Raw genomic sequence first — 23276 nt, 5'->3', positions numbered from 1 at the left:
ATCCCATTCGATTCATATGCCCTGTTTTTTACATAAACAGGAGTCAGAACATGCAACCCACCGCAATCGATAGCAAAAGCAAAAACCATCAGGGCGAGCGCGTTGCGTTCATCCAGGCCTGCTGGCACAAGGAAATCGTCGATCAGAGCCGTAAAGGCTTTGTCGCCGAAATGATTGCTCAGGGTTATCAGGAGTCGGAGATCGATTTCTTCGAAGTCGGCGGCGCCTTTGAAATTCCGCTGCACGCCAAGCTACTGGCCAAGTCCGGTCGTTATGCCGGCATCGTCGCGGCGGGTCTGGTAGTCGACGGCGGTATCTATCGCCACGAATTCGTCGCCCAGTCGGTGATCAGCGGTTTGATGCAAGTTCAGCTGGAAACCGAAGTGCCGGTGTTCTCGGTGGTTTTGACCCCGCACCACTTCCATGCCGGCGAAGAACATCAGAAATTCTTCTTCGAGCACTTTGTGCATAAGGGCCAGGAAGCGGCGAAGACGTGCGCGGATACGTTGCACAAGATGCGTGCGTTGCGTCGTAGCGAGCCACGTGCGGTAGCCGTCTAAACACCGAATAACCTGTGGGAGCGAGCTTGCTCGCGATGGCGGACTGTCAGTCGAGGACTATGTTGACTGATATACCGCTATCGCGAGCAAGCTCGCTCCCACATGGGTTTTATGGTGAGCTTGAGATCGCTGTCAGGCGAGGTTTTCGTCGGTAGTCGGCACAATCAGGATGCCGGCGCGCAGGCCGTTCTTGACCTTGGGGTTCGGGAAGATGATCCGGGCACCCTCCTCCTCAATGATCCACCGGGTCTGGGCGATGTCTTCGGCCAGCAGGTAACCCACTTCCAACTCCGAAAAGTTCTCGATGTCCACTGGCAGGTTCAGGCGAAAGCTATCGCTGTGCTTGATGATTTCTCGCGCCACGCTAAACAGCTGCAAACCGTCCAGCGCCTCTTCGGTCTGGGCCGGCTCGTTGCCTTCGATAATCTGTTTGAGGCGGGTTTCCAGCAGATCGACGTTGACCCCGTCGTTCTGCCCGAATGGCCGCGCCTTGCCCAACTCAAGCGTGAAAGCCTCGGCACCGAGTTTGTCGTAAGTGTAGGAGCTGAAAACGATGGACGGCTTGTTTTGCAGCAGCACTGCTTCCATGCCGGCGGCACGCAGGCGCGCCAGTTCCAGGCGTGAATGCTGACGGCCTTCTTTCCAGGGATACAGCGCGAACTGTTCGATTTTCGAACCGCGAATGGCCGTGTGCAGGTCGTAGTGCAGACGGTTGCGATCCGGCAGGCTGAAGAAACTCGCCGCCAGCCGCTCCAGTTCACACGCGCGCAGGGCTTCGGAGCCGCTGCTTTGTTCGTGACGGCCGTTGAACAGCCGATTGACGTCCTGCTCGATGAAGCGCTCGCCTTTGCGAATCGCTTCCGGGTTGCCGAACAGGAACAGAATACGTGCGCGGGGCTTAAGATCGCCGCGGGCAATGTCGTGCAACAGGCGATCAAGCAACTCGATCGGCGCTGTTTCGTTGCCATGGATGCCGGCCGATAGCAGCAGGTCCAGGCCGTTGTCGCGGGCTTCAGGTGGCCGGACTTCCAGCGCACCTTCGCTCAACCAGCGCATGCGCACGCCTTCGACAGTCAGTTGAGTCTTCTCCGCCGGTTCGCGGCCGGCGAGGGTCAGTTCAAGCAGTTTGCCGAGGGCGAGCATAGAGCGGTTTCCTTAGTGGTCGTGCGCGCAATCCGGGCCGTGCACGTGGTCTTCGTCACCGACTTCAGCCGGTTCCATTTCCAGTTGCAGACTTACCAGATTAGTCGCCAATGGGCGCAGCAGCAGGTTTGCGTATTCAGCGTCACCTTCTTCGACGTCCACGCCGATCAGCAATTGGCCGCGGCCGTCTTGCTGAATCCACAGCTCTTTGCCTTGCCACATGACCGCGACGCGGGTGCAGGAGGTTTCCAGTTGCGTGCCGTCGGTGTCTTCAAGGATCAGCTGCAGGGTATCGCTCATGTTTTTTACGCTCTCGACGTTCAATTGATCTGGAATGGATAAACCGCGCCCAGTTTAAGGATTTGCGTCAGTTCATCCAGTGCCGTCCGGCACTCAAGCAGCAATTGCGGGTCCGCGAGATCGTTTTCGGTCATGCGGTCGCGGTAGTGCTTGTCGACCCATTCGGTCAGCGTGCCGTACAACGGTGCCGTCATGATAACCCCTGGGTTGACGGCCGCCAGTTCGGTTTCGTTGAGCGCGACGCGCAGTCGCAGGCAAGCCGGGCCGCCGCCGTTCTGCATGCTTTGCTTCAAATCGAACACTTTCACTTCGCGGATCAGGCCGCCGGAGCTGGTCAAACCTTGCAGGTACTGCCAGACACGCTCGTTGCCACGGCATTCTTCCGGCACGATCAACAGCATCGTGCCGTCAGGACGCGACAGCAGTTGGCTATTGAACAGGTAGGACCGAACAGCGTCTTCCACGGTGACTGCGGAACGCGGTACGCAGACCGACTGAAATTTCCCACCGACTTTAGCGAGTTTGCTCTGCAATTCGGCCAGCATCTGCTCGGTGTCGAGGAACGCGTCCTCGTGATAGAACAGCACCTCGCCATTGCCCACCGCGATCACATCGTTGTGGAACACGCCCTGATCGATCACCGAAGGGTTCTGCTGAGCGTAGACCACGCCGTCATCGCTCAGACCGTGCAGGCGGGCAACCGCCTGGGAGGCTTCGAGGGTCTGGCGTGCCGGGTATTTCTGCGGTGCCGGGTAACGGGTGTCGAACGCGCTGCGACCGAACACGAAGAACTCGACGCCCGCTTCGCCGTATTCACGGCAGAAACGGGTGTGGTTGGCTGCGCCTTCGTCACCGAACTGTGCCACGGCCGGCAAGGCGGCGTGGTGAGCGAAGTGCTTCTGGTCAGCGAACATCGCCCCCAGCACGCGACTGGTGGTCGGGTGTTCGATGCTGCGGTGATATTTGCAGTTCAGGTTAGCCGCGGTGAAATGCACACGGCCATCCGCAGTGTCGGCACTCGGGCTGACAGTGGCGGCGTTGGCCACCCACATGCTCGACGCCGAGCAACTGGCCACCAGCAACGGCATTGCATCTTTAGCCGCCTGCTCGATCACCTGAGCGTCGGTGCCGCTGAAACCCAAGCGACGCAGGGCTGCCACGTCCGGGCGTTCCTGTGGCGCCAGAACGCCCTGCTGAAAGCCCATTTCCATCAGCGATTTCATTTTCGCCAGGCCTTGCAGCGCGGCTTCCTTCGGGTTCGAAGACTGCTGGCTATTGCTCTGGGACGCGACGTTGCCGTAGGACAAACCGCCGTAGTTATGGGTCGGCCCCACTAGACCGTCAAAATTGACTTCATAGGATTTCATCAGCGAGGCTCCACGAGAATCTGTTGTTATAGGCATCAGTAACTAACTGTTCAGTGCGACCGGGTCGCGGCCATCGCGGGCAAGCCCGGCTCCCACAGGTTCGGAGGTGTTCACACACTTTGTGTCCGACGCAAATCCTGTGGGAGCGGGCTTGCCCGCGAATGGGCGTTACGCCATTTTCACGCCTGGCGTAAGGGTCGCAGGCATCACCAGGCTCGGAGTTTCCAGCGAAGCAACCGGGTACGCGCAGTAATCTGCCGCGTAGTAGGCGCTGGCGCGGTGGTTGCCCGAGGCGCCGACACCGCCGAATGGCGCGCTGCTCGCAGCACCGGTCAGCTGTTTGTTCCAGTTGACGATGCCCGCACGGCTTTCCAGCCAGAACTGCTGATAACGCGCTTCGGAATCCGACAGCAGACCGGCCGCCAGGCCATAGTCGGTGTCGTTGGCTTCAGCGATCGCCGCCTCAAAATCAGCGTAGCGGATCACTTGCAGCAGCGGGCCGAACAGCTCTTCGTCAGGGCGATCAGCCACTGCCGTGACGTCCAGAATGCCCGGGGTCAGCAAGGCGGCTTGAGCTTGAGGTTGAGTCATTTCCAGCAATGCTACTGCGCCGTTACCCAGCAGATGTTCCTGCGCATCCATCAGTGCTTTCGCAGCGCCGAGAGAAATCACCGAGCCCATGAACGGTGCCGGTTGCTGATCAAACGCGCCGACTTCAATCGTACGGCTGACCGCCACCAGACGCGCCAGCAGTGTGTCGCCCCAGGCGCCCTGCGGCACCAGCAAGCGGCGGGCGCAGGTGCAACGCTGACCGGCAGAAATGAACGCCGACTGAATGATGGTGTAAACGGCAGCATCGAGGTCCGCAACCTGATCAACCACCAGCGGGTTGTTACCGCCCATTTCCAGCGCGAGGATCTTGTCCGGACGACCGGCAAACTGTTGATGCAGGTGATTGCCGGTGCGGCTGGAGCCGGTGAAGAACAAGCCATCGATGCCCGGGTTCGCCGCCAGGGCGATACCGGTTTCGCGAGCGCCTTGCAGCAGGTTCAACACGCCTGCCGGCAGACCGGCTTCGATCCAGCACTTGACCGTCAGTTCGGCGACTTTCGGCGTCAGCTCGCTGGGTTTGAACAGCACACTGTTACCGGCCAGCAGCGCCGGCACGATGTGACCGTTCGGCAGGTGACCAGGGAAGTTATAAGGCCCGAATACCGCGACCACACCGTGTGGCTTGTGGCGCAACACGGCGGTGGCATCGCCCAATGGGCCGCTCTTCTCGCCGGTACGTTCGCGGTAGCTCTGCACCGAGATCGCAATCTTGTTGACCATGCTGGTGACTTCGGTCGCCGCTTCCCACAAGGGCTTGCCGGTTTCTTCACCGATGGTGCGAGCCAGTTCGTCAGCATTGTTCTTCAGCGCGGTGGCAAAGGCCTCCAGCACGGTGATGCGCTCTTCCAGAGTACGTCGGGCCCAGCCCGGAAATGCCTGGCGCGCGGCTTGCACGGCCGATTCAACCTGAGCAGTGGTAGCGCCTTCGCCGGCCCACAGCACTTGTTGGGTTACCGGGTTCAGCGACTGAAAGGCTTCACCTTGGCCGGCCAGCCATTCACCTGCGACGTATAGCGAATTCATTATTTCGACTCCCTGGCAGCGGACAACGGAACGGCGCGCACTTGATCGCCGGCGTTGAGTTGAAGACGTTTGGCGGTCAGCGGATCGACCACCAGCGTACCGGCGGCGAAACGTGCAGGAGCAGCAGTGATCCGGCAGTCTTCGCGCTTGCGGTTATGAATCAGGAACGGTGTGGCGTCGTCACCCGGCGTGCCGATGGCCAGCACCAGCGCCTGGCTGTCGCGCACTGCACGGATCTTGCCGGTTTCGCACTCCACCGCAGGACCGGCGTCGAAGATGTCGACGTAGCCTTGATAGCTGAAACCTTCGCTTTTGAGCATGGCCAACGCCGGCTCGGTGTCCGGATGAACCTGGCCGATCACGTTGCGCGCATCTTCCGACAGGAAGCAGGTGTAAAGCGGGAATTTCGGCATCAGTTCGGCGATGAAAGCCTTGTTGCCCACGCCAGTCAGGTAGTCAGCCTGGCTGAATTCCATCTTGAAGAAGTGACGCCCCAGGCTTTCCCAGAACGGCGAACGCCCGGCTTCGTCGGACATGCCGCGCATCTCGGCGATGATCTTGTTGCCGAACAGTTGCGGGTACTCGGCGATGAATAGCATCCGAGCCTTGGCCAACATGCGGCCGTTGAGGCCGGTGCGGTAGTCGGCGTGCAGGAACAGCGAGCACAGCTCGGAGTTACCGGTCAGGTCGTTGGCCAGGAACAGCGTCGGGATTTCGCGGTAGATGTTCAGCTCTTGCGAAGCGCTGACCGTCAGGCCAACCCGGAAGTTGTACCAAGGCTCACGCAGACCAACGGCGCCAGCGATAGCGGAAATACCCACCACGCGGCCGTCATCGTCTTCGAGCACGAACAGGTAGTCTGCATCGCCCCGCCCGGCTTCGCCGCGGAAGGTCTTCTCGGCCCAGCCGACCCGATGGGCCAGACGCTCTTCATTGGCCGGCAAGGTGGTCAGGCCGGTGCCGGTGCTGCGGGCCAGGTCGATCAGAGCGGGTAAATCGCTGCTGCGTACGGGACGAACGATCATGCTATCTCCTCAAACGGGCCGCTTGCGCCACCCGTGAAACTCGCTGCTTTTTAGGCATTCTTTCCAAGCAAACTTTCCAGGCGTAGCAGCAGACGTTAAACCGCCACCAGGCGCACGCTGGCACCTTCACCGACGCCCAAGGCTTCGGCCGCCTCAACATCCAGGGTCACGGGTTTGCCCGGCGCGTAATCGAGCTCAAGCAAAACGGCGCGGTAATCCTGCAACTGGGCATTCGCCACCAGGTACTGACGACCGGCACCTTTGACTGGCTCGCCGATTTTCACCGGGACTACTCGGCTCTGGGCGATCGAACGGATCCCCGAAACACGGGCGTGCAGGGTCGGGCCGCCGTCGAAAATGTCGATGTAGTGATCGGTCTCGAAGCCTTCGCGCATCAGGATGTCGAAGGTGATCTGCGCCCGTGGGTGCACCTGGCCCATCGCCTCTTGAGCGGAGTCCGGCAGCAGCGGCACATAGATCGGGTAATGCGGCATCAGCTCGGCCAGGAACGTCCGGCTCTTCAGACCGCACAGACGCTCGGCAGCGGCGTAGTTGAGGTCGAAGAAATTACGACCGATGGCATCCCAGAACGGCGAATCACCATTCTCATCGCTATAACCGACGATCTCGGTCACCACAGAATCGGCAAAACGCTCCGGATGGCTGGCCACGAACAGCAAGCGACCCCGGGAGTTGAGTTCCGACCAAGCCGACCCCACCAGCTCCGGCAGCACGTAGAAACTGGTCAGCAAACTGTTGCCGGTCAGGTCGTGGCACTGGGAGAGCACGTGGATCTTGTTATGAATCTTCAGCTCGCGGGAAGCGTGCACAAAGGTTTCATTACGGAAGCTGTAGAACGGCTCGGAATAACCGGCCGACGCAACGATGGCCGAGCATCCCACCAGTTTGCCGGTGGCGGTGTCTTCGAGGACGAAGAAATAGCTCTCTTCACCGTTGAAGCTGACTTCGGCGGCGAACGAGGCTTCGCTTGCCGCGATCTTGTCGCTCAGGCGTTCAACGTCATCCGGCAAGGAAGTGACACCAATCGGGCTGTCCGCAGCCAGACGCTGTACCTCGCCCAGATCAGCCATTTGCGCGGGGCGCATCACCAGCATGGTGTCACTCCTTTCTCATAAAACTCTTTGAGGGAAATAGTCCAGACAGATCACTGAGACACTGTGGGAGCGAGCCTGCTCGCGATTGCGTCCTGTCAGTCAACAAAGATGTTGGCTGTCAGGCCCTCTTCGCGAGCAGGCTCGCTCCCACATTTGGTCCGGTCTGGAACAAAAATTGTTTCGACGCCTGAAACTCAGGCGCCGAAGGGCCTATCAGGCTTGAGTCAGTTTGGCCGCGGCGCGCTCGAAACGGTCGAGACCGGCATCGATATCGGCGTCTTCAACCACCAGGCTTGGCGCGAAACGAACCACGTCCGGGCCGGCTTGCAGAATCATCAGGCCTTCTTTTTCAGCGGCGTTGAAGATGTCCTTGGCCTTGCCTTTCCAGGCATCGTTCAGCACGCAACCGATCAACAAGCCCATACCACGGACCTGGGTGAACAGGCCGTACTTCTCGCCAATCTGTTCCAGGCGGGCGTTGAACTTGTCGTGCTTGGCGTTGACGCCGGCCAGCACTTCAGGGGTATTAACCACGTCGATCACGGCTTCAGCGACAGCACACGCCAGCGGGTTACCGCCGTAGGTGGTGCCGTGAGTGCCGACGACCAGGTGTTTGGCCAGGTCTTCGGTGGTCAGCATCGCGGCGATCGGGAAACCACCGCCCAGGCTCTTGGCGCTGGTCAGGATGTCCGGGATCACGCCGTAATGCTGGTAGGCGAACAGCTTGCCGCTGCGGCCCATACCGGTTTGCACTTCGTCGAAAATCAGCAGCGCGTTGTGCGCGGTGCACAGTTCACGGGCGCCTTGCAGGTACTCGAGTTCAGCCGGGATCACGCCGCTCTCGCCCTGGATCGGTTCGAGCACCACGGCACAAGTCTTGTCGGAAATAGCGGCTTTCAGAGCGGCCAGATCATTGAACGGCACGTGGGTGATACCGGTGATCTTCGGACCGAAGCCATCGGAATACTTCGACTGGCCACCGACGTTCACGGTGAACAGGGTACGACCGTGGAAGCTGTTGAGCGCGGCGATGATTTCGTACTTCTCGCTGCCGAAACGATCGAAACCGACGCGACGGGCCAGCTTGAAGGCGGCCTCGTTGGCTTCGGCGCCGGAGTTGCAGAAGAACGCGCGATCGGCAAACGTGGCGTCGATCAGCTTATGGGCCAGGCGCAAGGCCGGCTCATTGGTGAAGACGTTGGAGACGTGCCACAGCTTGTTCGCCTGCTCGGTCAAGGCACTGACCAGCGCCGGGTGCGCATGGCCCAATACGTTAACGGCAATCCCGCCGGCGAAGTCGATCAGCTCGCGGCCAGACTGGTCCCAGACGCGGGAACCGGCGCCACGCACAGGGATGAATGCGGCAGGCGCGTAGTTGGGAACCATTACCTGGTCGAAATCGGCGCGTTGTACCGCAGCGTGCTCAACGGACATCGGAGTCTCCTGATGAGGAACACTCGCCTGAAACTGGCGAGCGATGGGGGGATTGTAAGGACAGTTTTCAGCCCGGCCTTGCCGCCAAGCGACAACTTCTTATAGCGCAAACCCCGGTTTCAGCCGGGTTTACGGCAATGCGACATATAGGGTCGCAAAGGCGCAGTTTAAACCGCCGGGACAGGTTATAGGCAGGCTTGTCGAGCAGTGCGGTAAATATGTACCGCACGGAACCGATCATCGTCTGTTTTGCTGGCGGCTCATCCAAAACGCTAAGGGAATAGCGCATGAGCCAATACGAGAACGATCGCCTTTCCACTACTGGAGGCAGTGAATCCGCTACGCAACCGGACGATCACTACCATCACCTGTTCAACAATCTGCCAGCCTGGGTATTAGAAGCATCGTCCAGTACACACCGAGCTCTCAAGAACGCCACGTTTATGACGCCGGACTGGCATGGCACCGCAACACCCCAGCAGCACCAGTCGCTGAAAAAGATCAGTCAGGAACACTGGACCCATCGAAATCGTCTGGACTCAATGCTGTCGAAGCTGCAAAGCGCACAAGCCTTTGCCGAACCGCTGCTGAACGACGCCCTGAAAACCCGGTTTGACCTGGATCTGGACGTCAAAACCACCTTCCTGCGCCTGTACATCCCTCAAACCGTGCCGCTTTTCGGAATCAAGACTGGCGCCGCGCGCACCTGGACCGTGTCGATGCTCGACGCCGCCCTGCATAACTTTCAGGAATCGGAAACAGCGGCAGGGGCTTACGAGCCAGCCTCGACGTTCATCACCAAACCTTCGCCCACAGGACAGTTCGATACGCTGCCGGCGGTCAAGAAAAAGCTCACTATCCCGGCCTTTACCCGGTTATGCCGGGAACTGGATATCGGCGCCCGGTACAACGCTTACCTCAAAGACAATCTGGGACCGTCCAACCCGGTGGCCGGCGCGGTGTTGAAATCGAAGGTGATCGGCTCGCACAAAACAGCACTCAAATCTGCGCTGCAGATGGCGCAAATCCGAAAGGATATTCCAGCGGATGCCCATCTCTCGATCCTGCGCATTCTGGAAGGGCGTTCGGGTGCTCGACTGGATGGGCAGCCGCTGTATGGTCACGACCTGACAATGATGTCCTCCTCGCTGACCGGAATTGTCATTTTCGCGGCGAGCCTGGAGCGCGCACGCACGGCAACACGGATCATTGCCTACATTCCCGATGATCCAGAGCAGCCTCTCAAGGAATACCCGAACACATTGGCGTTCATGGCCGAGCTGACCCGCAAACTGCGCTCGCCCGCTTATCAAACGTTCTTCAGTCGTTTCGTCGACCACAAGGAAAGAGGACATTTTTTCGCGGACCTCAACCGTCGCCTCCAGAGAGCGACCTGGCATCAACGCCGACAGGGCGACCCACTGCCGAGCTGGCGCGAAACGCCCATCGACAAGCCTGATTTGCGGTTTTCGGCGATCCCGTTCAGAGCAGACCTGTGGAACCATCTCTATCAGCGACAGCTGAACAAGATCCTCAACGATGCAAGCACGCTCGCCGTCTCCACCGCCACTGCCGACAGCAACGCGCGATGGGCATTGTGGAATGCCTTCAGCAAAGTGGCCTCGACAATCCCTGAAATCGCGACGTTCGTTGCGCTGCCGTTCGTCCCGTTTCTTGGCGAACTGATGCTGGGCTACATGGCCTACCAGTTACTCGACGAAACCTTCGAAGGCATCGTGGACCTGGCTGAAGGGCTGAAAACAGAAGCGTTCGGGCATCTGATGACGTTCGTCGAAACGGTGGTTCAGGTGGGGACATTTGCGGTGGGCGGCGCCATCGCGGCCCGGACCCTCAGCCGTCTGCTCCCTCCTGAAGCTATTGCGCTTGTCGACCCACTCAAACCCATCACAACGCCCGAAGGAAAAACCCGCTACTGGAAGCCGGATCTCAAGCCTTACGAACAAGCACTCATTTTGCCCGAAGGAGCAAAGCCCGATCATCTCGGTCTCTATCAAAACGAGGGCAAGACGCTGCTGCCACTGGAGGGAAAACTGTATGGCGTGAAGCCCGCCCGCGTGCCAGGCACGTTTCAGATTGAGCATCCGAACCGAACCGATGCTTATCAGCCACCTCTGCTGCATAACAACCACGGCGCCTGGCACACAGAACTGGAGCAACCGCTGAACTGGGACCGGGAAAAGGTCATGCGCCGCCTCGGCCATAGCGTCGAGTCGTTCACCAGTGCCGAGCGCGAACAGATCCTGCGGGTCAGCGGTTACCACGACAACGTAATGCGCGAAATGCATGTCGAACATTATCGCCCGCCTTCGTTGCTGACAGACACGATCAAGCGCTTCAGGATCAACCGGGACATCGAAACCTTTATCGAACAGATCGGCAGCGACCAACCCGAGCGCTATCGCAAGGCCGATCTGATCCTGCAACATCAATTGCTGACCAGCTACGACGATTGGCCTGTCGACACGCCAATGCCGGCACCGGAAACCCAAACGCGAGCCTTCAGAAAACTAACGGCCGAACTCGCCCGAAAGCACGACAAATCGCTGTTCGAGACACGCTATCGAGCACAGGAAAAAACCAATGATCAGCCCCCTCAGCGACTGCTCGACGACGTGCATGGATTGCCGACCGATGTCGCGCAAGAGCTGGTGAGCAATGCAACCGGGACCGAATTACGCCAGCTGCACAACGGTCGCGCGCCCCAACGGCTCAAGGAGGCAGCACTAAAAGCCATGGAGGCCGTACGCGCAACCCGAGCCTGTGAAGGCCTTTATTCCGACATTCTGGACAACACCGACACCCACCGACTGGCCTTGCAAAGCCTGAATTCGCTGCCCGGTTTTCCCGCCGAGCTGCGTATTGAAGTGAGGGATTACGCCCATGACGGTCTTGTGCGCGACAGCATTGGTCAGGTCGATGCGCCAATCCTGAAAACACTGGTGCGCGCCGAAGACGGTACCTATCAGGTTTATCAAGACAATGAATCGGCGCCCGGTGATTTTTATCAGGGACTCTTTCAAGCGTTGCCGCAAGCACAGCGTAATGCATTGAGCCCATCGATCACTGATGCTCAGACACTCAAACAACACATCACCGAACATGCCCTGGACCAACCGGCACTACGCAAGCTGTTCGCAAAAAATCCCAATCGAAAACCGTTCTACGACCCGACGACCATGCGCTTGCCTGGCGGCTCGGATGGATACCGGCGCAGTTACTTCCCGACGCCGTCCCTCAACGACCGTGTTCGCGAGGTTTACCCCAGCCTTTCCGAGGAGGAACTCCAGTCTGTTGTTCTCCAGTTACAAACGCATCCCGACGGCGCTCGCATGGCGCTCTCACGCCTGTCCAGCGAGCTCTCGCGACTGCAGCAGGACCTGAACACCTGGATAAATGACTCGCCCACTGTTCACCCGCAAACCCGAGCCTCCTTGAACGAATTGGAACGGCAGGTCGCTCGACACAATCGCAGGCTGCTGGCCCAGGAAATCCAGCGAACCTGGCGCCGACAATCAGAGCAGGACTTCAATGGCCCGGATGACACGCCGCGCTATGCACTCAAATTTGCCGAGCCCATTCTTGGCGATCTACCGACGCTGACGGCCGATTTCCCCCATGTGTCATTGCTGTCCCTTGAAGGCAGTCATGCTGTGCAGGGTGTTCCCGAGTTTCTTCAGCGCTTCACCAGCTTGCGCCGCCTCGATTTAAAACGCTTTTCCCTGACCTCCCTCCCCGAGGCCATTCCTCGAATGACGGACCTTGATGCGCTGGTGTTAAGCGATTGCGCAATCAGGTTCGATGCAGCCAACTGGGCGAAACTTTCTTCATTGAACAAGCTGGTCTTGCTGGATCTGTACCAGAACCCGTTCACTATGGTGCCCAGTGTCGAATCCATGCCTGAGCTTGTTCACCTGGACCTGAGCCGTACCGGCCTGACCGACATTCCCGACAGCGTAATTCGCCACCCCAAACTTGATACCGCCAAGCTGCTACACAACAGGATCAGTGAGCTGCCTTCGCAATTATTCGAAAGCCCGGTGTACACCAAACAAGCAATACACCTGACGCACAATCCGCTCTCGGACAACGCCCGACAACTGATCAAGCATCACTACTTCGACAGCTCATACGACTTGGGTATCTATGCCCCCGAGGCAGATATCAACCGAGTCATGGCGCTGTACCCGAGCCTGGAGGTCGAACAGGCGAGCGAGTTTGTCTATGAACTGGCAGGCACACTGGCAGACGGCCGAATCGAGCTGGCAAACCTTGAGGCGGAGTTGGCACAGCTGAGCAACGACTTGGCGGCATGGACCGCCAACCTTCCGGCCCAACACCCGTTGACGGGCGCACCGTTCACCGCCCAACAACAGCTTGTCGAGCACATGAACCGCGACCAGTTCAAACAGACACTGGAGCAGTGCTGGCGGCATGAAAGCGAACTGGATGATTTCAATGAGGCGCTGGAGCCCACCTATGAACTCGTTTTCGAATCCCGCATCAACGGCGACCTGCCTACCCTGAACGCCGACTTCAGTCATGTGACATCGCTGGAGTTACGCAGCGCCGACGGAGTGACCCGCGCCGGGCATTTTCTGGAGTCTTTCCCCAACCTCAAAAGCCTCAAGCTTCGCGACTGTAATCTGGGCAACATTCCCGATGCTGTGTTCAAGATGGGTCAACTGCGGTCGCTGTCGCTCCCTGAGTGTCGCGTCAGACTGTCAGCGGAATCGGCAAGTGCGCTGGCGGGAATGGAACAGCTCGATTATCTCGATCTGGCCCACAACCCCCTGGGACAAACGCCTGACCTGAGTCAGATGATGGAGCTCGCTACCGTACTGCTGAATGACACCGGTATCACCGAAATACCGCACGGCCTGCTGCAAATGACAGAGCTGGACTGGGCCGACCTCAGTGGCAACGCCATCACCGAAGTCCCCAGCGATGTGCTGGAACTGCCGGTGGAAGTCGCTGAAAACATCAGTTTTCGAGGTAATCGGTTTTCCGAAGAGAGCCTGCTACGGCTGATCGGTTACTTCGAGCTCACGGGCATGGACTTTGGCGTGGAAGAGGTGATCAATCGAGGAGAGATGAATATCTCGACTTCTGAAGGCTCCGACATGGAGGAATAAATCAACCTTCAGCAGGTGGCGTGGCTGCTCTGTCACCCACGCTCCGAGGGCACCGACGACAACTCGAACGGGCTGCTGCTGCGCCGCTGGTTGCGATCTTCCCGCGGCGTGGCACCGAAGAAGTTGCGGTAGGCGCTGGAGAAATGCGGCCCCGAGGAGAAGCCACACGACAGGCCGATCTGGATGATCGACTTGCTGGTTTGCATCAACATTTGCCGGGCCTTGTTCAGGCGCAGTTCCAGGTAATACTGGCTCGGCACACGGTTGAGGTATTGCTTGAAGATCCGCTCCAGCTGCCGACGGGACACGCACACGTGCTGGGCGATTTCGTCAGTGGTCAGCGGCTCTTCGATGTTGGCTTCCATCAGCAACACCGCTTGGGTGAGCTTCGGATGGCTGGAACCGAGACGGTTCTGCAGCGGAATGCGCTGGCGCTCGCCACCCTCGCGGATGCGCTCGACCACCAGCTCTTCGGATACCGCACCGGCCAGTTCGGCGCCGTGGTCGCGGGCCAGCACGGCCAGCAGCAAGTCGAGTACCGACAGGCCGCCGCACGCGGTCAGACGATCACGATCCCAGTCGAACAAATGACTGGTGGCAATGACCTTCGGGAAGCGCTCGGTGAAATCGTCCTGCCAGCGCCAATGCACGGCAGCGCGATAACCGTCGAGCAAACCCAGCTGGGCCAACGGGTAAACACCGGCAGACAAACCGCCAATCACGCAGCCAGCACGCACCAATTGTTTCAGCGCACTGCTGAGCGCCGGCGCGAGCGTGGTCGGCGGCTCATCGGCGAGCAGGAACAGTTTCTGGAAGTTTTCGAGCTTGCCGGCCCACGGCTCACCCGGCAATTGCCAGGCGCCTTCGGTCGGCGGTTCGGCCTGCAAAAACGACAGTTCGTAGACAACGTCCGGATGCACACGCTGGGCAACACGCAAGGCCTCCTCAGCCAGCGCAAGCGTCAGTGCTTTAGTGCTGGGCCAAATCAGGAAACCAATTCGATGGGCAGTCATAGCGGGCAATCCGAAACGAAAACAGTGATGAAGGCATGGGCCAATGCTAGCCCGTAAATGAACGCAAATCTCAAAACCAACAACGATCAAATGTGGGAGCGGGCTTGTCGCCCTCCCTGTAGGAGCTGTCGAGTAAAACGAGGCTGCGATCTTTTGATTTGAACAATCAAGATCAAAAGATCGCAGCCTTCGGCAGCTCCTACAGGGGATCGGGGCCAGCCTCTAGATTGCGAAGCATGCACTATCCCGGTGCGCAACGGGAGTTCGGTTTACTTCAGGCTGCCCGAGAGGAATTGTTGCAGACGTTCGGACTGTGGGTTGACCAGCACCTCACGCGGGTTGCCGCTTTCTTCGACGACACCTTTGTGCAGGAACACCAGCTGGTTCGACACTTCACGGGCGAAGCCCATTTCGTGCGTCACCACCACCATGGTCCGGCCTTCCAGCGCCAGTGCCTGCATGACTTTCAGCACGTCGCCGACCAGCTCCGGGTCGAGCGCCGACGTCGGTTCGTCGAACAGCATCACCTCAGGTTCCATCGCCAGCGCACGGGCAATCGCCACACGCTGCTGCTCGCCACCGGACATGTGGCCCGGGTAAGCGTCTTTACGATGCGCCACACCGACTTTGTTCAGGTAGTGCTCAGCCTTCTCGCGGGCTTCGGCCTTGGACATGCCGAGCACGTGGACCGGCGCTTCCATGATGTTTTCCAGCGCGGTCATGTGCGACCACAGGTTGAAATGCTGGAACACCATCGACAGGCGCGAACGCATGCGTTGCAGCTGTTTCGGGTCGGCCGCCTTCAGCGCGCCGTCCTTGTTGGCGACCAGTTTCAGCTCTTCGTTGTTGAGCAGAATCTTGCCCGCGTGCGGCTGCTCCAGCAGGTTGATGCAACGCAGGAAGGTACTTTTGCCGGAGCCACTGGAGCCGATGATGCTGATCACATCGCCAGCCGCCGCTTTCAGGGACACGCCCTTGAGCACTTCGTGACTGCCATAGCGTTTATGCAGGTCTTGGACTTCAAGTTTGTACATGCGGTCGGTTCTCACAAAAACAGTCAGTCAGTCGTTGAGCAAGCGCCCGTGACGCAGCGCTTCGCGCCCCGCCACCTTGGCCAGCCAGAAACCGGGTTGGGCATAACGCAGCCGTTCAATGGCAAACAGCACCCCGGACGTACCAGCACACACCGTGCTGACCCGATCCGATAACGGATCGATCACTTCGAAAATCTCATCGCCGGCTTCAATCCATTCACCGGGTTTACGCAAGAAACTGATCACGCCAGGGTGTGGCGCAAACAGTAATTCGGTGCCTTCGAACGGCATGCCTTCGCAAGCATCTTGCGCAGGTTTTGGCCATTCGCCGCTGATCAGGCCTTGCTCGGCGAGGAACGCCAGAATGCCTTCGGCGTAAGCGCAGGCTTCAGCGCGACCGGTATCGGCCTGACCACCTAATTCAATGGTAGTTGCCAGGCAGGCCAAGGGAATCTGCGCATCAGGAAACTGACGCGACAGACGCAACCATGGCAGCGAACAGGCTTCGTCAAAGGAGCTGCCGCCGGAATCTTCCGCCAACAACCCCACCTTCACGTCCAGGTGCGCGGCCAACGAACGCCATTGCGGCCAGTGTTGCGGCAAGGCGTACATGTGCAGCGCCGCTTCGGCATCGCAATGCAGATCCAGCACCACGTCAGCGGTGCAGGCATGGCTGAGCAAAATGCGCTGCATGCCTTGCAACTGACTGGCGGCTGGCGGCAATGCGGCGAGCACATCGCTCATGGCCTGACGGATCAGCTGAATATTGGCGTGCGGATCATCACCCAGGTGCCCTTCCAGCTCGGCGGCCACTGGCGCGCTCAGCTCGACGAAATCCCGGTTGAAATTCTTGCCGCTGCCCGCCTCAAAACGCCCTTGATGATTGCCCTGAAGCAGTTGGCCGAGGCCCAGTGGATTGGCCACTGGCACCAGTTCGATCACGCCGTTGAGCAAGCCTTGGGCTTCGAGTTCGGTCAGGCGCTTTTTCAGCTCCCAAGCCGTACGCATGCCCGGCAATTCATCGGCGTGCAGGCTGGCCTGAATGTAGGCCTTGCGCCCGCCACTGCGCTCCCTATTACCGAAACAGAACACCGAAATCTGGCGTTCGCTGCCCAGGTGGCTCCACGGCAATGAATGATCGATGCGTTCCATATCAGTGCTTCCGCGGGGCCAGATAGCCCAGCCAGCGGCGCTCGGCCAGTTTGAACATCCGCACCAGAATGAACGTCAGGCACAGGTAGAACACACCGGCGGTGATGTAGGCTTCGAACGGCAAGTAGAACTGCGCGTTAACCGTGCGCGCGGCACCGGTGATGTCGATCAGGGTCACGATGGACGCCAGACTGGTGGTCTGCAGCATCATGATCACTTCGTTGCTGTACTGCGGCAGTGCCCGGCGCAAGGCCGACGGCAGCAGGATGCGCTTGTACAATTTGTAGCGCGACATGCCCATCGCCTTGGCCGCTTCGATCTCACCGTTCGGCGTGGCCCGCAGGCTGCCGGCGATGATTTCAGCGGTGTAGGCGCTGGTGTTGATCGCGAAGGCCAGGCACGCACAGAACGTGGCGCTGGACAGCCACGGCCAGAGGAAGCTTTCACGCACCGCTTCGAACTGCGCCAGACCGTAGTAGATCAAAAACAGCTGCACCAGCATCGGTGTGCCGCGGATCACGTAGGTGTAGAGCCAGGCGCTCATGTTGACGGCCGCGTTTTTCGAGACACGCATCAAGCCCAGCGGCAACGCGCACAGCAGGCCGAAGAACAGCGACAGCGCGAGCAATTTGAGGGTGGTCACCAGGCCGCCGAAGTACAGCGGCAGGGCCTCCCAAATGACGTTGTAGTCGAAGATCATAGATCAGCCGCCCTTACGCCTACCGAGTAGCGCTTCTCAAGGTGACGCAATGCCAGCAACGAGACGCTGGTGATCACCAGGTACATTGCCGCCACTGCGAGGAAGAAGGTGAAAGGCTCGCGGGTGGCATCTGCCGCCTGCTTGGCCTTGAACATCATGTCTTGCAGACCTACCACCGAAATCAGCGCGGTGGCCTTGGTCAGTACCAGCCAGTTGTTGGTGAAACCCGGAATCGCCAGACGAATCATCTGTGGCACCAACACCCGGAAGAACACCTGAAAACTGCTCATGCCGTACGCCATTCCGGCTTCTGCCTGACCTTTCGGGATCGCCATGAAGGCACCACGGAAGGTTTCCGACAGGTACGCACCGAAGATGAAGCCCAGGGTGCCGATACCGGCGGCCAACGGGTTCAGATCGATGTAGTCGTCAAAACCGAGCATCGGCGCGACGCGATTGAGCAGGTCCTGACCACCGTAGAAAATCAGCAGGATCAGCACCAGGTCGGGAATACCGCGGATCACCGTGGAATACAGGTCGCCCAGCCAGGCCAGCCAGCGAATCGGGGACAGACGCAGCGCAACGCCGATCAGACCCAGAACAATGGCCAAGACCATGGACGACAAGGCGAGCTGAAGCGTCAGCCATGCGCCATCGAGGATGACAGCCCCGTAGCCTTTCAACATGATTCAGGTCCTCGAAAAGGGGGATGAAAAAATGGCGCAAACCTCAGAGATCCTGTTGCTTGCGCCATTTCGGACTTGTCGCCGGGACGTGTTACTTGCCGTAGATATCGAAGGCGAAATACTTGTCCTGGATTTGCTTGTACTTGCCGTTCTCGCGAATGGCGGTGATCGCGGTGTTGATCTTGTCTTTCAGCGCGTCACCCTTGCGAACCGCGATACCCACGCCGTCGCCGAAGTATTTGACGTCGGTGAAGGCTGGGCCGACGAAGGCGAAACCTTTGCCAGCGTCGGTTTTCAGGAAACCGTCATCCAGCAGCGTAGCGTCTGCCACGGTGCCGTCGAGGCGGCCAGCTGCGACGTCGAGGTAAATTTCGTTCTGCGAACCGTAAGGCTTGATCTCGGCACCCAGCGGGGCCAGGACTTCACGGGCGAAACGCTCGTGGATCGAACCACGTTGCACGCCGATGTTCTTGCCCTTGAGCTCAGCCAGGCTGTCGCTGACTGGAGTGCCGGCCTTCATGACCAGGCGAGCCGGAGTGTTGTAGTACTTATTGGTGAAGTCCACGGACTTCTTGCGGTCTTCAGTGATCGACATGGACGACAGGATCGCATCGATCTTGCGCACTTTGAGTGCCGGGATCAGACCGTCGAACTCTTGCTCGACCCAAACGCACTTGACCTTCATCTCTTCGCACAGAGCGTTGCCGATGTCGTAGTCGAAACCAACGATGCTGCCGTCCGGCGCTTTGGAAGCGAACGGAGGGTAAGCCGCTTCGATACCAATTTTCAGAGGCTTTTCATCGGCGAAAGTCGGCAGGGACAGCACGGACAGTGCCAGGGCGCCAAGCAGCACGAGTTTCTTCATCTTGGGACTCCATCGGTAAAGGGCTAAAAACGGCAGAGTGAGCGATAGCCCAATATGCGAATGAGTGGAACCGCAAAGCGGTGCTGCGTCGTAGGTATCGCGCGCTTTTTTCAACGCGAGCAACAACGAGCGAGTGATCGGCATTCTAACGACAGGCCCGAAGCCGATATTTCTTCAATGCGACAACTAATTACAGAAGCACCGAGAAAGCCGCTTGGACGCGTTGACAGCCTTGCAAATTCATGCAAGAGCAAAAGACAGTGAACCGATCTATGCTGCAAATTGCGGGCCTATTATTGGCAAACCCTTCTAATCCGGCAAGCATAGCGTTGGGTCTTATTTTTTATTGGGGTTGGAGCGACCCGATGATGGGGCTTTGCGTTTCCCAATGCCCCGCATCCGTGCGCGCGGTTACACATTCAGTAACTTGAACGGTCGTGGGTAACAGTGGGAAGGGTCCTACGGGTGAGCCGATAAATATTGGTTAGAGATCAACATCAAAAGATCGCAGCCTCGTTTCACTCGACAGCTCCTACACGGATCGCCCCCCCCCTGTAGGAGCTGTCGAGTGAAACGAGGCTGCGATCTTTTGATCTTCCAACAAAAAGCCCCACCAGGCTCAACACCTGACGGGGCTTCGATGACTCAAGAACCTCTACTTACGCAACATTCATGATCTTGTGTTCATCAATCAAATGCTGCACCACACCAGGATCCGCCAGAGTGGAGATATCCCCCAACCCATCGTATTCGGCCGTGGCAATCTTGCGCAGAATCCGGCGCATGATTTTGCCCGAACGCGTTTTCGGCAGACCCGGCGCCCACTGGATGACATCCGGCGAAGCAATCGGGCCGATCTCCTTGCGCACCCAGTTTTTCAGCTCCAGACGCAGTTGCTCGCTCGGCTCTTCGCCACCGATCAAAGTGACATAGACATAGATGCCCTGCCCTTTGATGTCGTGCGGAACACCGACCACGGCTGCTTCGGCGACTTTCGGGTGGGCGACCATCGCGCTTTCGATCTCGGCGGTCCCCATGCGGTGACCGGACACGTTGAGCACGTCATCCACGCGACCGGTAATCCAGTAGTAGCCGTCTTCGTCACGACGCGCACCGTCACCGGTGAAGTACATGCCGCGGAACGTCTTGAAGTAGGTATCGACGAAACGGTCATGGTCGCCATACAGCGTCCGCGCCTGGCCTGGCCACGAATCGAGAATCACCAGGTTGCCCTCGGCAACGCCTTCGATGATGTTGCCCAGGTTGTCCACCAATGCCGGCACCACGCCGAAGAACGGACGTGCAGCAGAACCCGGCTTGAGCGCGTGCGCACCCGGCAGCGGGCTCATCATGTTGCCGCCCGTTTCGGTCTGCCACCAGGTGTCGACGATCGGGCAACGGGACTGGCCGACGTTCTTGTAGTACCAGTCCCACGCTTCCGGGTTGATCGGCTCACCGACCGAACCCAACAGACGCAGGCTGCTGCCATCGGCGCCTTCAACGGCGGCCTTGCCCGACGCCATCATCGCGCGGATGGCGGTGGGGGCGGTGTAGAGGATGTTGACCTTATGCTTGTCGACGATTTTCGCCACCCGGGTGATATCCGGGTAGTTCGGCACGCCTTCGAACAGCAGCGTGGTCGCGCCATTGGCCAGCGGGCCGTAGACGATGTAACTGTGGCCGGTGACCCAGCCGACGTCGGCGGTGCACCAGTAGACTTCGCCCGGACGGTAATCGAACACGCGTTCGTGAGTCATCGCCGCGTACAACAGATAACCGGCGGTGGTGTGCTGCACGCCCTTCGGCTTGCCGGTCGAGCCGGAGGTATAAAGGATGAACAGCGCTTCTTCAGCGCCCATCTCTTTCGGCGCGCAGACACTGCCTGCCACCTTCATCAGGTCTTCGTACCAGATGTCGCGATGCTGGTTCCACTTGATGTTGCCACCGGTGCGCTTGCACACGATGACTTTCTGAATGCTGTTGGTTTCCGGGTTGGTCAGCGCATCGTCGACGTTGGTCTTGAGCGGGATCTTCTTGCCGGCACGAACGCCTTCATCAGCGGTGATCACCACTTTGGATTTGCAGTCGATGATCCGACCCGCCAGGGCTTCCGGCGAGAAACCGCCGAACACCACCGAGTGAATCGCGCCGATCCGGGTACACGCCAGCATGGCGACCACGGCTTCGGGGATCATCGGCATATAGATAGTCACCACGTCGCCGCGGTGCACATCCTGGCCGCGCAGGGCGTTGGCGAACTTGCAGACTTGTTCGTGCAGCTCGCGGTAGGTGATGTTGCGGCTTTCGGCAGGGTCATCCCCTTCCCAAATGATCGCGACTTGATCGCCGCGCTCGGCCAGATGACGGTCGAGGCAGTTGTAGGAAACGTTCAGGGTGCCGTCGGCGAACCATTTGATGTCGACATGGTGATCGTCGAAAGAAGTCTGTTTCACCGTGGTGAAAGGCTTGATCCAGTCGAGGCGCTTGGCTTGCTCGCGCCAGAAGCCGTCCGGGTTAACGACGGACTGCTGGTACATGGCCTTGTAGGTCGCCTCATCAGTCAGCGTGTTAGCCAGAACCTCGGGACGAACGGGATACAGAGAAGCCGCACTCATCTTTGTTACCTCGGTGGAATAGTTGTTTTTGTATGACCCAGTTGTAGCCGGGCCGGGCCTATAGAACCATTCGACGATGGTAGTAACAAGCCCCTACAAAATGTAGCTATACCTCTCCAACACGCTCAAGGGCGGTGATTTCAGGGGCTTTGGGCATTTATTAAATTGGCTTCATCAGCGAGCCAAAGGTCGCTTTTCGAGGATTGTTACAGGATCTGCCAATAGTGTTTATCAAAAGCACGCCTATATGAATGTAAACCCCACGCCTAAAATCAGCCTCGCCAACCAGGCAACGTGATTAACCAAGTTGCAGCCCCCACGAAGGCAGTTAATCCAAAACCAGTACTTAAGTTCTACACGCAACCCCAAAAAGGTTGCGTGACCCCATTCGACCTCTAAAAGGTAAATCTGAAATGAAAGCTTTATTAGTTCTGGCCCTCAGCAGCCTGTGCGCAACCGCCATGGCAGACGAGGTCCCGACTGATGTCGCGCAGCAGCAACCCGCCATCGAGGAATACACTTACTCCACTCACTTGGACATCGCCAAAGTTATCTCCATGAGCGAAATCCCGAACGTCTGCGAAGTTGTTCCGGCGAAAATGGAATACGACGACTCCAAAGGTCAACGCCACATTCTGCGCTACAGCGTTATGGGTAACGGCTGCTCTAACGGCTAATCACCCGCTCTCACTCTCCCAAGGTTCGACCCACCCGCCCGCTATTAAGGCAGATGAAGCGCCAAACCTTACATATCGTTTTATTCGATTGATTTAAGCGTTTATTTGCGCTTTTTAATCAAATTAGCTGGCGTAGTATCAATTCCACACCCAAGGCACAAAACGCCAACGAACCTGGAGCCACTACCATGAAAACCAAACTGATCCTCGCCCTGACCCTCTCTGTCCTGGCCGCTAACACCTTCGCCGCTGACGGCTACGACCGCACTGGCTCGGCTACTTACACCACACAAGCGGCTGTCGCTTCTGACGGTTACGACCATACCGGCTCGGCGTCTTTCGCCTCCGATGGCTCCGACCACACGGGCGCTGCCAAACTCGCTTCTGACGGTTTTGATCACACCGGCGCTGCCAAACTGGCTGCCGATGGCGCAGATCACGTGGGTGCCGCTCGCTTCAGCTGATCATGTAGCGTGACGTTACAGCCCGACTTCGGTCGGGCCTAGTTGTGTCTAGGGCCTTCGAAAACCGACTCAAAACACAACATGTAGTGAAACATGCAATTTTTTGGCTGTTTTTTGAACAAAAAAATTGCCCGCTACAATTTATGAAAAAAAATCTGCACCCGCGACATCCAGCCAAAGCCCTGTAAACCCTCGCTCCGACCGAAAAACCCTCCGTCTCGTCCGCTCCATGCGCGGATTCGCCCCACCACGACCGCAAAAATTTCCCTATAATGCCGCCTTAAACGGGCCTGCAATATTCCCTTACAGGGATAACAGCCAGTCTGAAGCCCACGCCG

General features: G+C 58.6%; 18 protein-coding genes. 4 read left to right on the top strand and 14 right to left on the bottom strand.

The annotated features are described in order from the left end of the window. Positions 1-50: 50 nt before the first annotated feature. Positions 51-560 (top strand): 6,7-dimethyl-8-ribityllumazine synthase, encoded by a 510-nt coding sequence (locus tag ACA059_RS07065; protein ID WP_007943897.1) that lies wholly within the window; start codon positions 51-53, stop codon positions 558-560. Between the two features lie 132 nt (positions 561-692). Here ACA059_RS07065 and astE read toward each other — a convergent pair whose 3' ends face one another. From astE to ACA059_RS07030, 7 genes are all read right to left on the bottom strand, one after another. After that, entirely contained in the window at positions 693-1703 is a 1011-nt protein-coding gene (astE, locus tag ACA059_RS07060; RefSeq protein ID WP_497633226.1) for a succinylglutamate desuccinylase, read from the bottom strand. 12 nt (positions 1704-1715) lie between these two features. Continuing rightward, positions 1716-2003: a hypothetical protein gene (locus tag ACA059_RS07055; RefSeq protein WP_033056735.1), complete on the bottom strand. Its 288-nt coding sequence runs from the start codon at positions 2001-2003 to the stop codon at positions 1716-1718. 20 nt (positions 2004-2023) lie between these two features. Then, the gene (gene astB / locus ACA059_RS07050; RefSeq protein ID WP_497633225.1) at positions 2024-3370 is read right to left on the bottom strand and encodes an N-succinylarginine dihydrolase; all 1347 of its coding nucleotides are present in this window, start codon (positions 3368-3370) and stop codon (positions 2024-2026) included. 168 nt (positions 3371-3538) lie between these two features. Beyond that, positions 3539-5005 carry a succinylglutamate-semialdehyde dehydrogenase gene (gene astD, locus ACA059_RS07045; protein WP_497633224.1) on the bottom strand — a complete coding sequence of 489 codons (1467 nt, stop codon included), beginning with the start codon at positions 5003-5005 and terminating at the stop codon, positions 3539-3541. Continuing rightward, on the bottom strand, positions 5005-6030 hold the full coding sequence (gene astA, locus ACA059_RS07040) for an arginine N-succinyltransferase (RefSeq protein WP_497633223.1): 1026 nt from the start codon (positions 6028-6030) through the stop codon (positions 5005-5007). Before astA ends, astD begins: the two co-directional genes overlap by 1 nt. A gap of 95 nt (positions 6031-6125) precedes the next feature. Further along, positions 6126-7145: an arginine/ornithine succinyltransferase subunit alpha gene (aruF, locus tag ACA059_RS07035; protein WP_497633222.1), complete on the bottom strand. Its 1020-nt coding sequence runs from the start codon at positions 7143-7145 to the stop codon at positions 6126-6128. Between the two features lie 213 nt (positions 7146-7358). Beyond that, a complete protein-coding gene (locus tag ACA059_RS07030; RefSeq protein ID WP_497633221.1) occupies positions 7359-8579 on the bottom strand; it encodes an aspartate aminotransferase family protein in 1221 nt (406 codons plus the stop codon). A gap of 287 nt (positions 8580-8866) precedes the next feature. On the opposite strand from ACA059_RS07030, the gene ACA059_RS07025 reads away from it, so the two are divergent. Beyond that, on the top strand, positions 8867-13732 hold the full coding sequence (locus tag ACA059_RS07025) for a dermonecrotic toxin domain-containing protein (protein ID WP_497633220.1): 4866 nt from the start codon (positions 8867-8869) through the stop codon (positions 13730-13732). Between the two features lie 32 nt (positions 13733-13764). Here ACA059_RS07025 and argR read toward each other — a convergent pair whose 3' ends face one another. The 7 genes from argR to acs form a co-directional block, all read right to left on the bottom strand. After that, complete coding sequence (argR, locus tag ACA059_RS07020; protein ID WP_046045451.1) at positions 13765-14745, bottom strand: transcriptional regulator ArgR; 981 nt, start codon at positions 14743-14745, stop codon at positions 13765-13767. 269 nt (positions 14746-15014) lie between these two features. Beyond that, the gene (locus ACA059_RS07015; RefSeq protein WP_008154324.1) at positions 15015-15779 is read right to left on the bottom strand and encodes an ABC transporter ATP-binding protein; all 765 of its coding nucleotides are present in this window, start codon (positions 15777-15779) and stop codon (positions 15015-15017) included. A 27-nt stretch (positions 15780-15806) separates the two neighbouring features. Then, positions 15807-16931 (bottom strand): M14 family metallopeptidase, encoded by a 1125-nt coding sequence (locus tag ACA059_RS07010; RefSeq protein WP_497633219.1) that lies wholly within the window; start codon positions 16929-16931, stop codon positions 15807-15809. Position 16932: 1 nt separating this feature from the next. Beyond that, entirely contained in the window at positions 16933-17631 is a 699-nt protein-coding gene (locus tag ACA059_RS07005) for an ABC transporter permease (protein WP_046045453.1), read from the bottom strand. After that, positions 17628-18317 carry an ABC transporter permease gene (locus ACA059_RS07000; protein WP_008154330.1) on the bottom strand — a complete coding sequence of 230 codons (690 nt, stop codon included), beginning with the start codon at positions 18315-18317 and terminating at the stop codon, positions 17628-17630. Before ACA059_RS07000 ends, ACA059_RS07005 begins: the two co-directional genes overlap by 4 nt. 91 nt (positions 18318-18408) lie before the next feature. Beyond that, the gene (locus ACA059_RS06995) at positions 18409-19182 is read right to left on the bottom strand and encodes an ABC transporter substrate-binding protein (RefSeq protein ID WP_008154331.1); all 774 of its coding nucleotides are present in this window, start codon (positions 19180-19182) and stop codon (positions 18409-18411) included. A gap of 659 nt (positions 19183-19841) precedes the next feature. Next, positions 19842-21797, bottom strand: coding sequence for an acetate--CoA ligase (acs, locus tag ACA059_RS06990; protein ID WP_497633218.1), 1956 nt, complete (start codon positions 21795-21797; stop codon positions 19842-19844). 413 nt (positions 21798-22210) lie between these two features. On the opposite strand from acs, the gene ACA059_RS06985 reads away from it, so the two are divergent. Together ACA059_RS06985 and ACA059_RS06980 are read left to right on the top strand one after the other, a co-directional pair. Continuing rightward, on the top strand, positions 22211-22474 hold the full coding sequence (locus ACA059_RS06985; protein ID WP_038979415.1) for a DUF2790 domain-containing protein: 264 nt from the start codon (positions 22211-22213) through the stop codon (positions 22472-22474). A 188-nt stretch (positions 22475-22662) separates the two neighbouring features. Next, positions 22663-22938 carry a hypothetical protein gene (locus ACA059_RS06980; RefSeq protein WP_140895157.1) on the top strand — a complete coding sequence of 92 codons (276 nt, stop codon included), beginning with the start codon at positions 22663-22665 and terminating at the stop codon, positions 22936-22938. Positions 22939-23276 lie beyond the last annotated feature (338 nt).

Source organism: Pseudomonas sp. LBUM1647, from assembly GCF_059716175.1.
The sequence above is the reverse complement of the archived record's forward strand: the minus strand, read 5'-3'. Positions and strand labels throughout refer to the sequence as shown.

What these genes read in the sequence shown, in the direction of transcription:
- ACA059_RS07000 (WP_008154330.1), bottom strand. Translation starts at nt 18,317, where the DNA reads ATGTTGAAAGGCTACGGGGCTGTCATCCTCGATGGCGCATGGCTGACG.
- ACA059_RS07015 (WP_008154324.1), bottom strand. Translation starts at nt 15,779, where the DNA reads ATGTACAAACTTGAAGTCCAAGACCTGCATAAACGCTATGGCAGTCAC.
- argR (WP_046045451.1), bottom strand. Translation starts at nt 14,745, where the DNA reads ATGACTGCCCATCGAATTGGTTTCCTGATTTGGCCCAGCACTAAAGCA.
- aruF (WP_497633222.1), bottom strand. Translation starts at nt 7,145, where the DNA reads ATGCTGGTGATGCGCCCCGCGCAAATGGCTGATCTGGGCGAGGTACAG.
- ACA059_RS07005 (WP_046045453.1), bottom strand. Translation starts at nt 17,631, where the DNA reads ATGATCTTCGACTACAACGTCATTTGGGAGGCCCTGCCGCTGTACTTC.
- ACA059_RS07030 (WP_497633221.1), bottom strand. Translation starts at nt 8,579, where the DNA reads ATGTCCGTTGAGCACGCTGCGGTACAACGCGCCGATTTCGACCAGGTA.
- astD (WP_497633224.1), bottom strand. Translation starts at nt 5,005, where the DNA reads ATGAATTCGCTATACGTCGCAGGTGAATGGCTGGCCGGCCAAGGTGAA.
- astA (WP_497633223.1), bottom strand. Translation starts at nt 6,030, where the DNA reads ATGATCGTTCGTCCCGTACGCAGCAGCGATTTACCCGCTCTGATCGAC.
- acs (WP_497633218.1), bottom strand. Translation starts at nt 21,797, where the DNA reads ATGAGTGCGGCTTCTCTGTATCCCGTTCGTCCCGAGGTTCTGGCTAAC.
- astE (WP_497633226.1), bottom strand. Translation starts at nt 1,703, where the DNA reads ATGCTCGCCCTCGGCAAACTGCTTGAACTGACCCTCGCCGGCCGCGAA.
- ACA059_RS07065 (WP_007943897.1), top strand. Translation starts at nt 51, where the DNA reads ATGCAACCCACCGCAATCGATAGCAAAAGCAAAAACCATCAGGGCGAG.
- ACA059_RS06995 (WP_008154331.1), bottom strand. Translation starts at nt 19,182, where the DNA reads ATGAAGAAACTCGTGCTGCTTGGCGCCCTGGCACTGTCCGTGCTGTCC.
- astB (WP_497633225.1), bottom strand. Translation starts at nt 3,370, where the DNA reads ATGAAATCCTATGAAGTCAATTTTGACGGTCTAGTGGGGCCGACCCAT.
- ACA059_RS07010 (WP_497633219.1), bottom strand. Translation starts at nt 16,931, where the DNA reads ATGGAACGCATCGATCATTCATTGCCGTGGAGCCACCTGGGCAGCGAA.
- ACA059_RS06980 (WP_140895157.1), top strand. Translation starts at nt 22,663, where the DNA reads ATGAAAACCAAACTGATCCTCGCCCTGACCCTCTCTGTCCTGGCCGCT.
- ACA059_RS07055 (WP_033056735.1), bottom strand. Translation starts at nt 2,003, where the DNA reads ATGAGCGATACCCTGCAGCTGATCCTTGAAGACACCGACGGCACGCAA.
- ACA059_RS06985 (WP_038979415.1), top strand. Translation starts at nt 22,211, where the DNA reads ATGAAAGCTTTATTAGTTCTGGCCCTCAGCAGCCTGTGCGCAACCGCC.
- ACA059_RS07025 (WP_497633220.1), top strand. Translation starts at nt 8,867, where the DNA reads ATGAGCCAATACGAGAACGATCGCCTTTCCACTACTGGAGGCAGTGAA.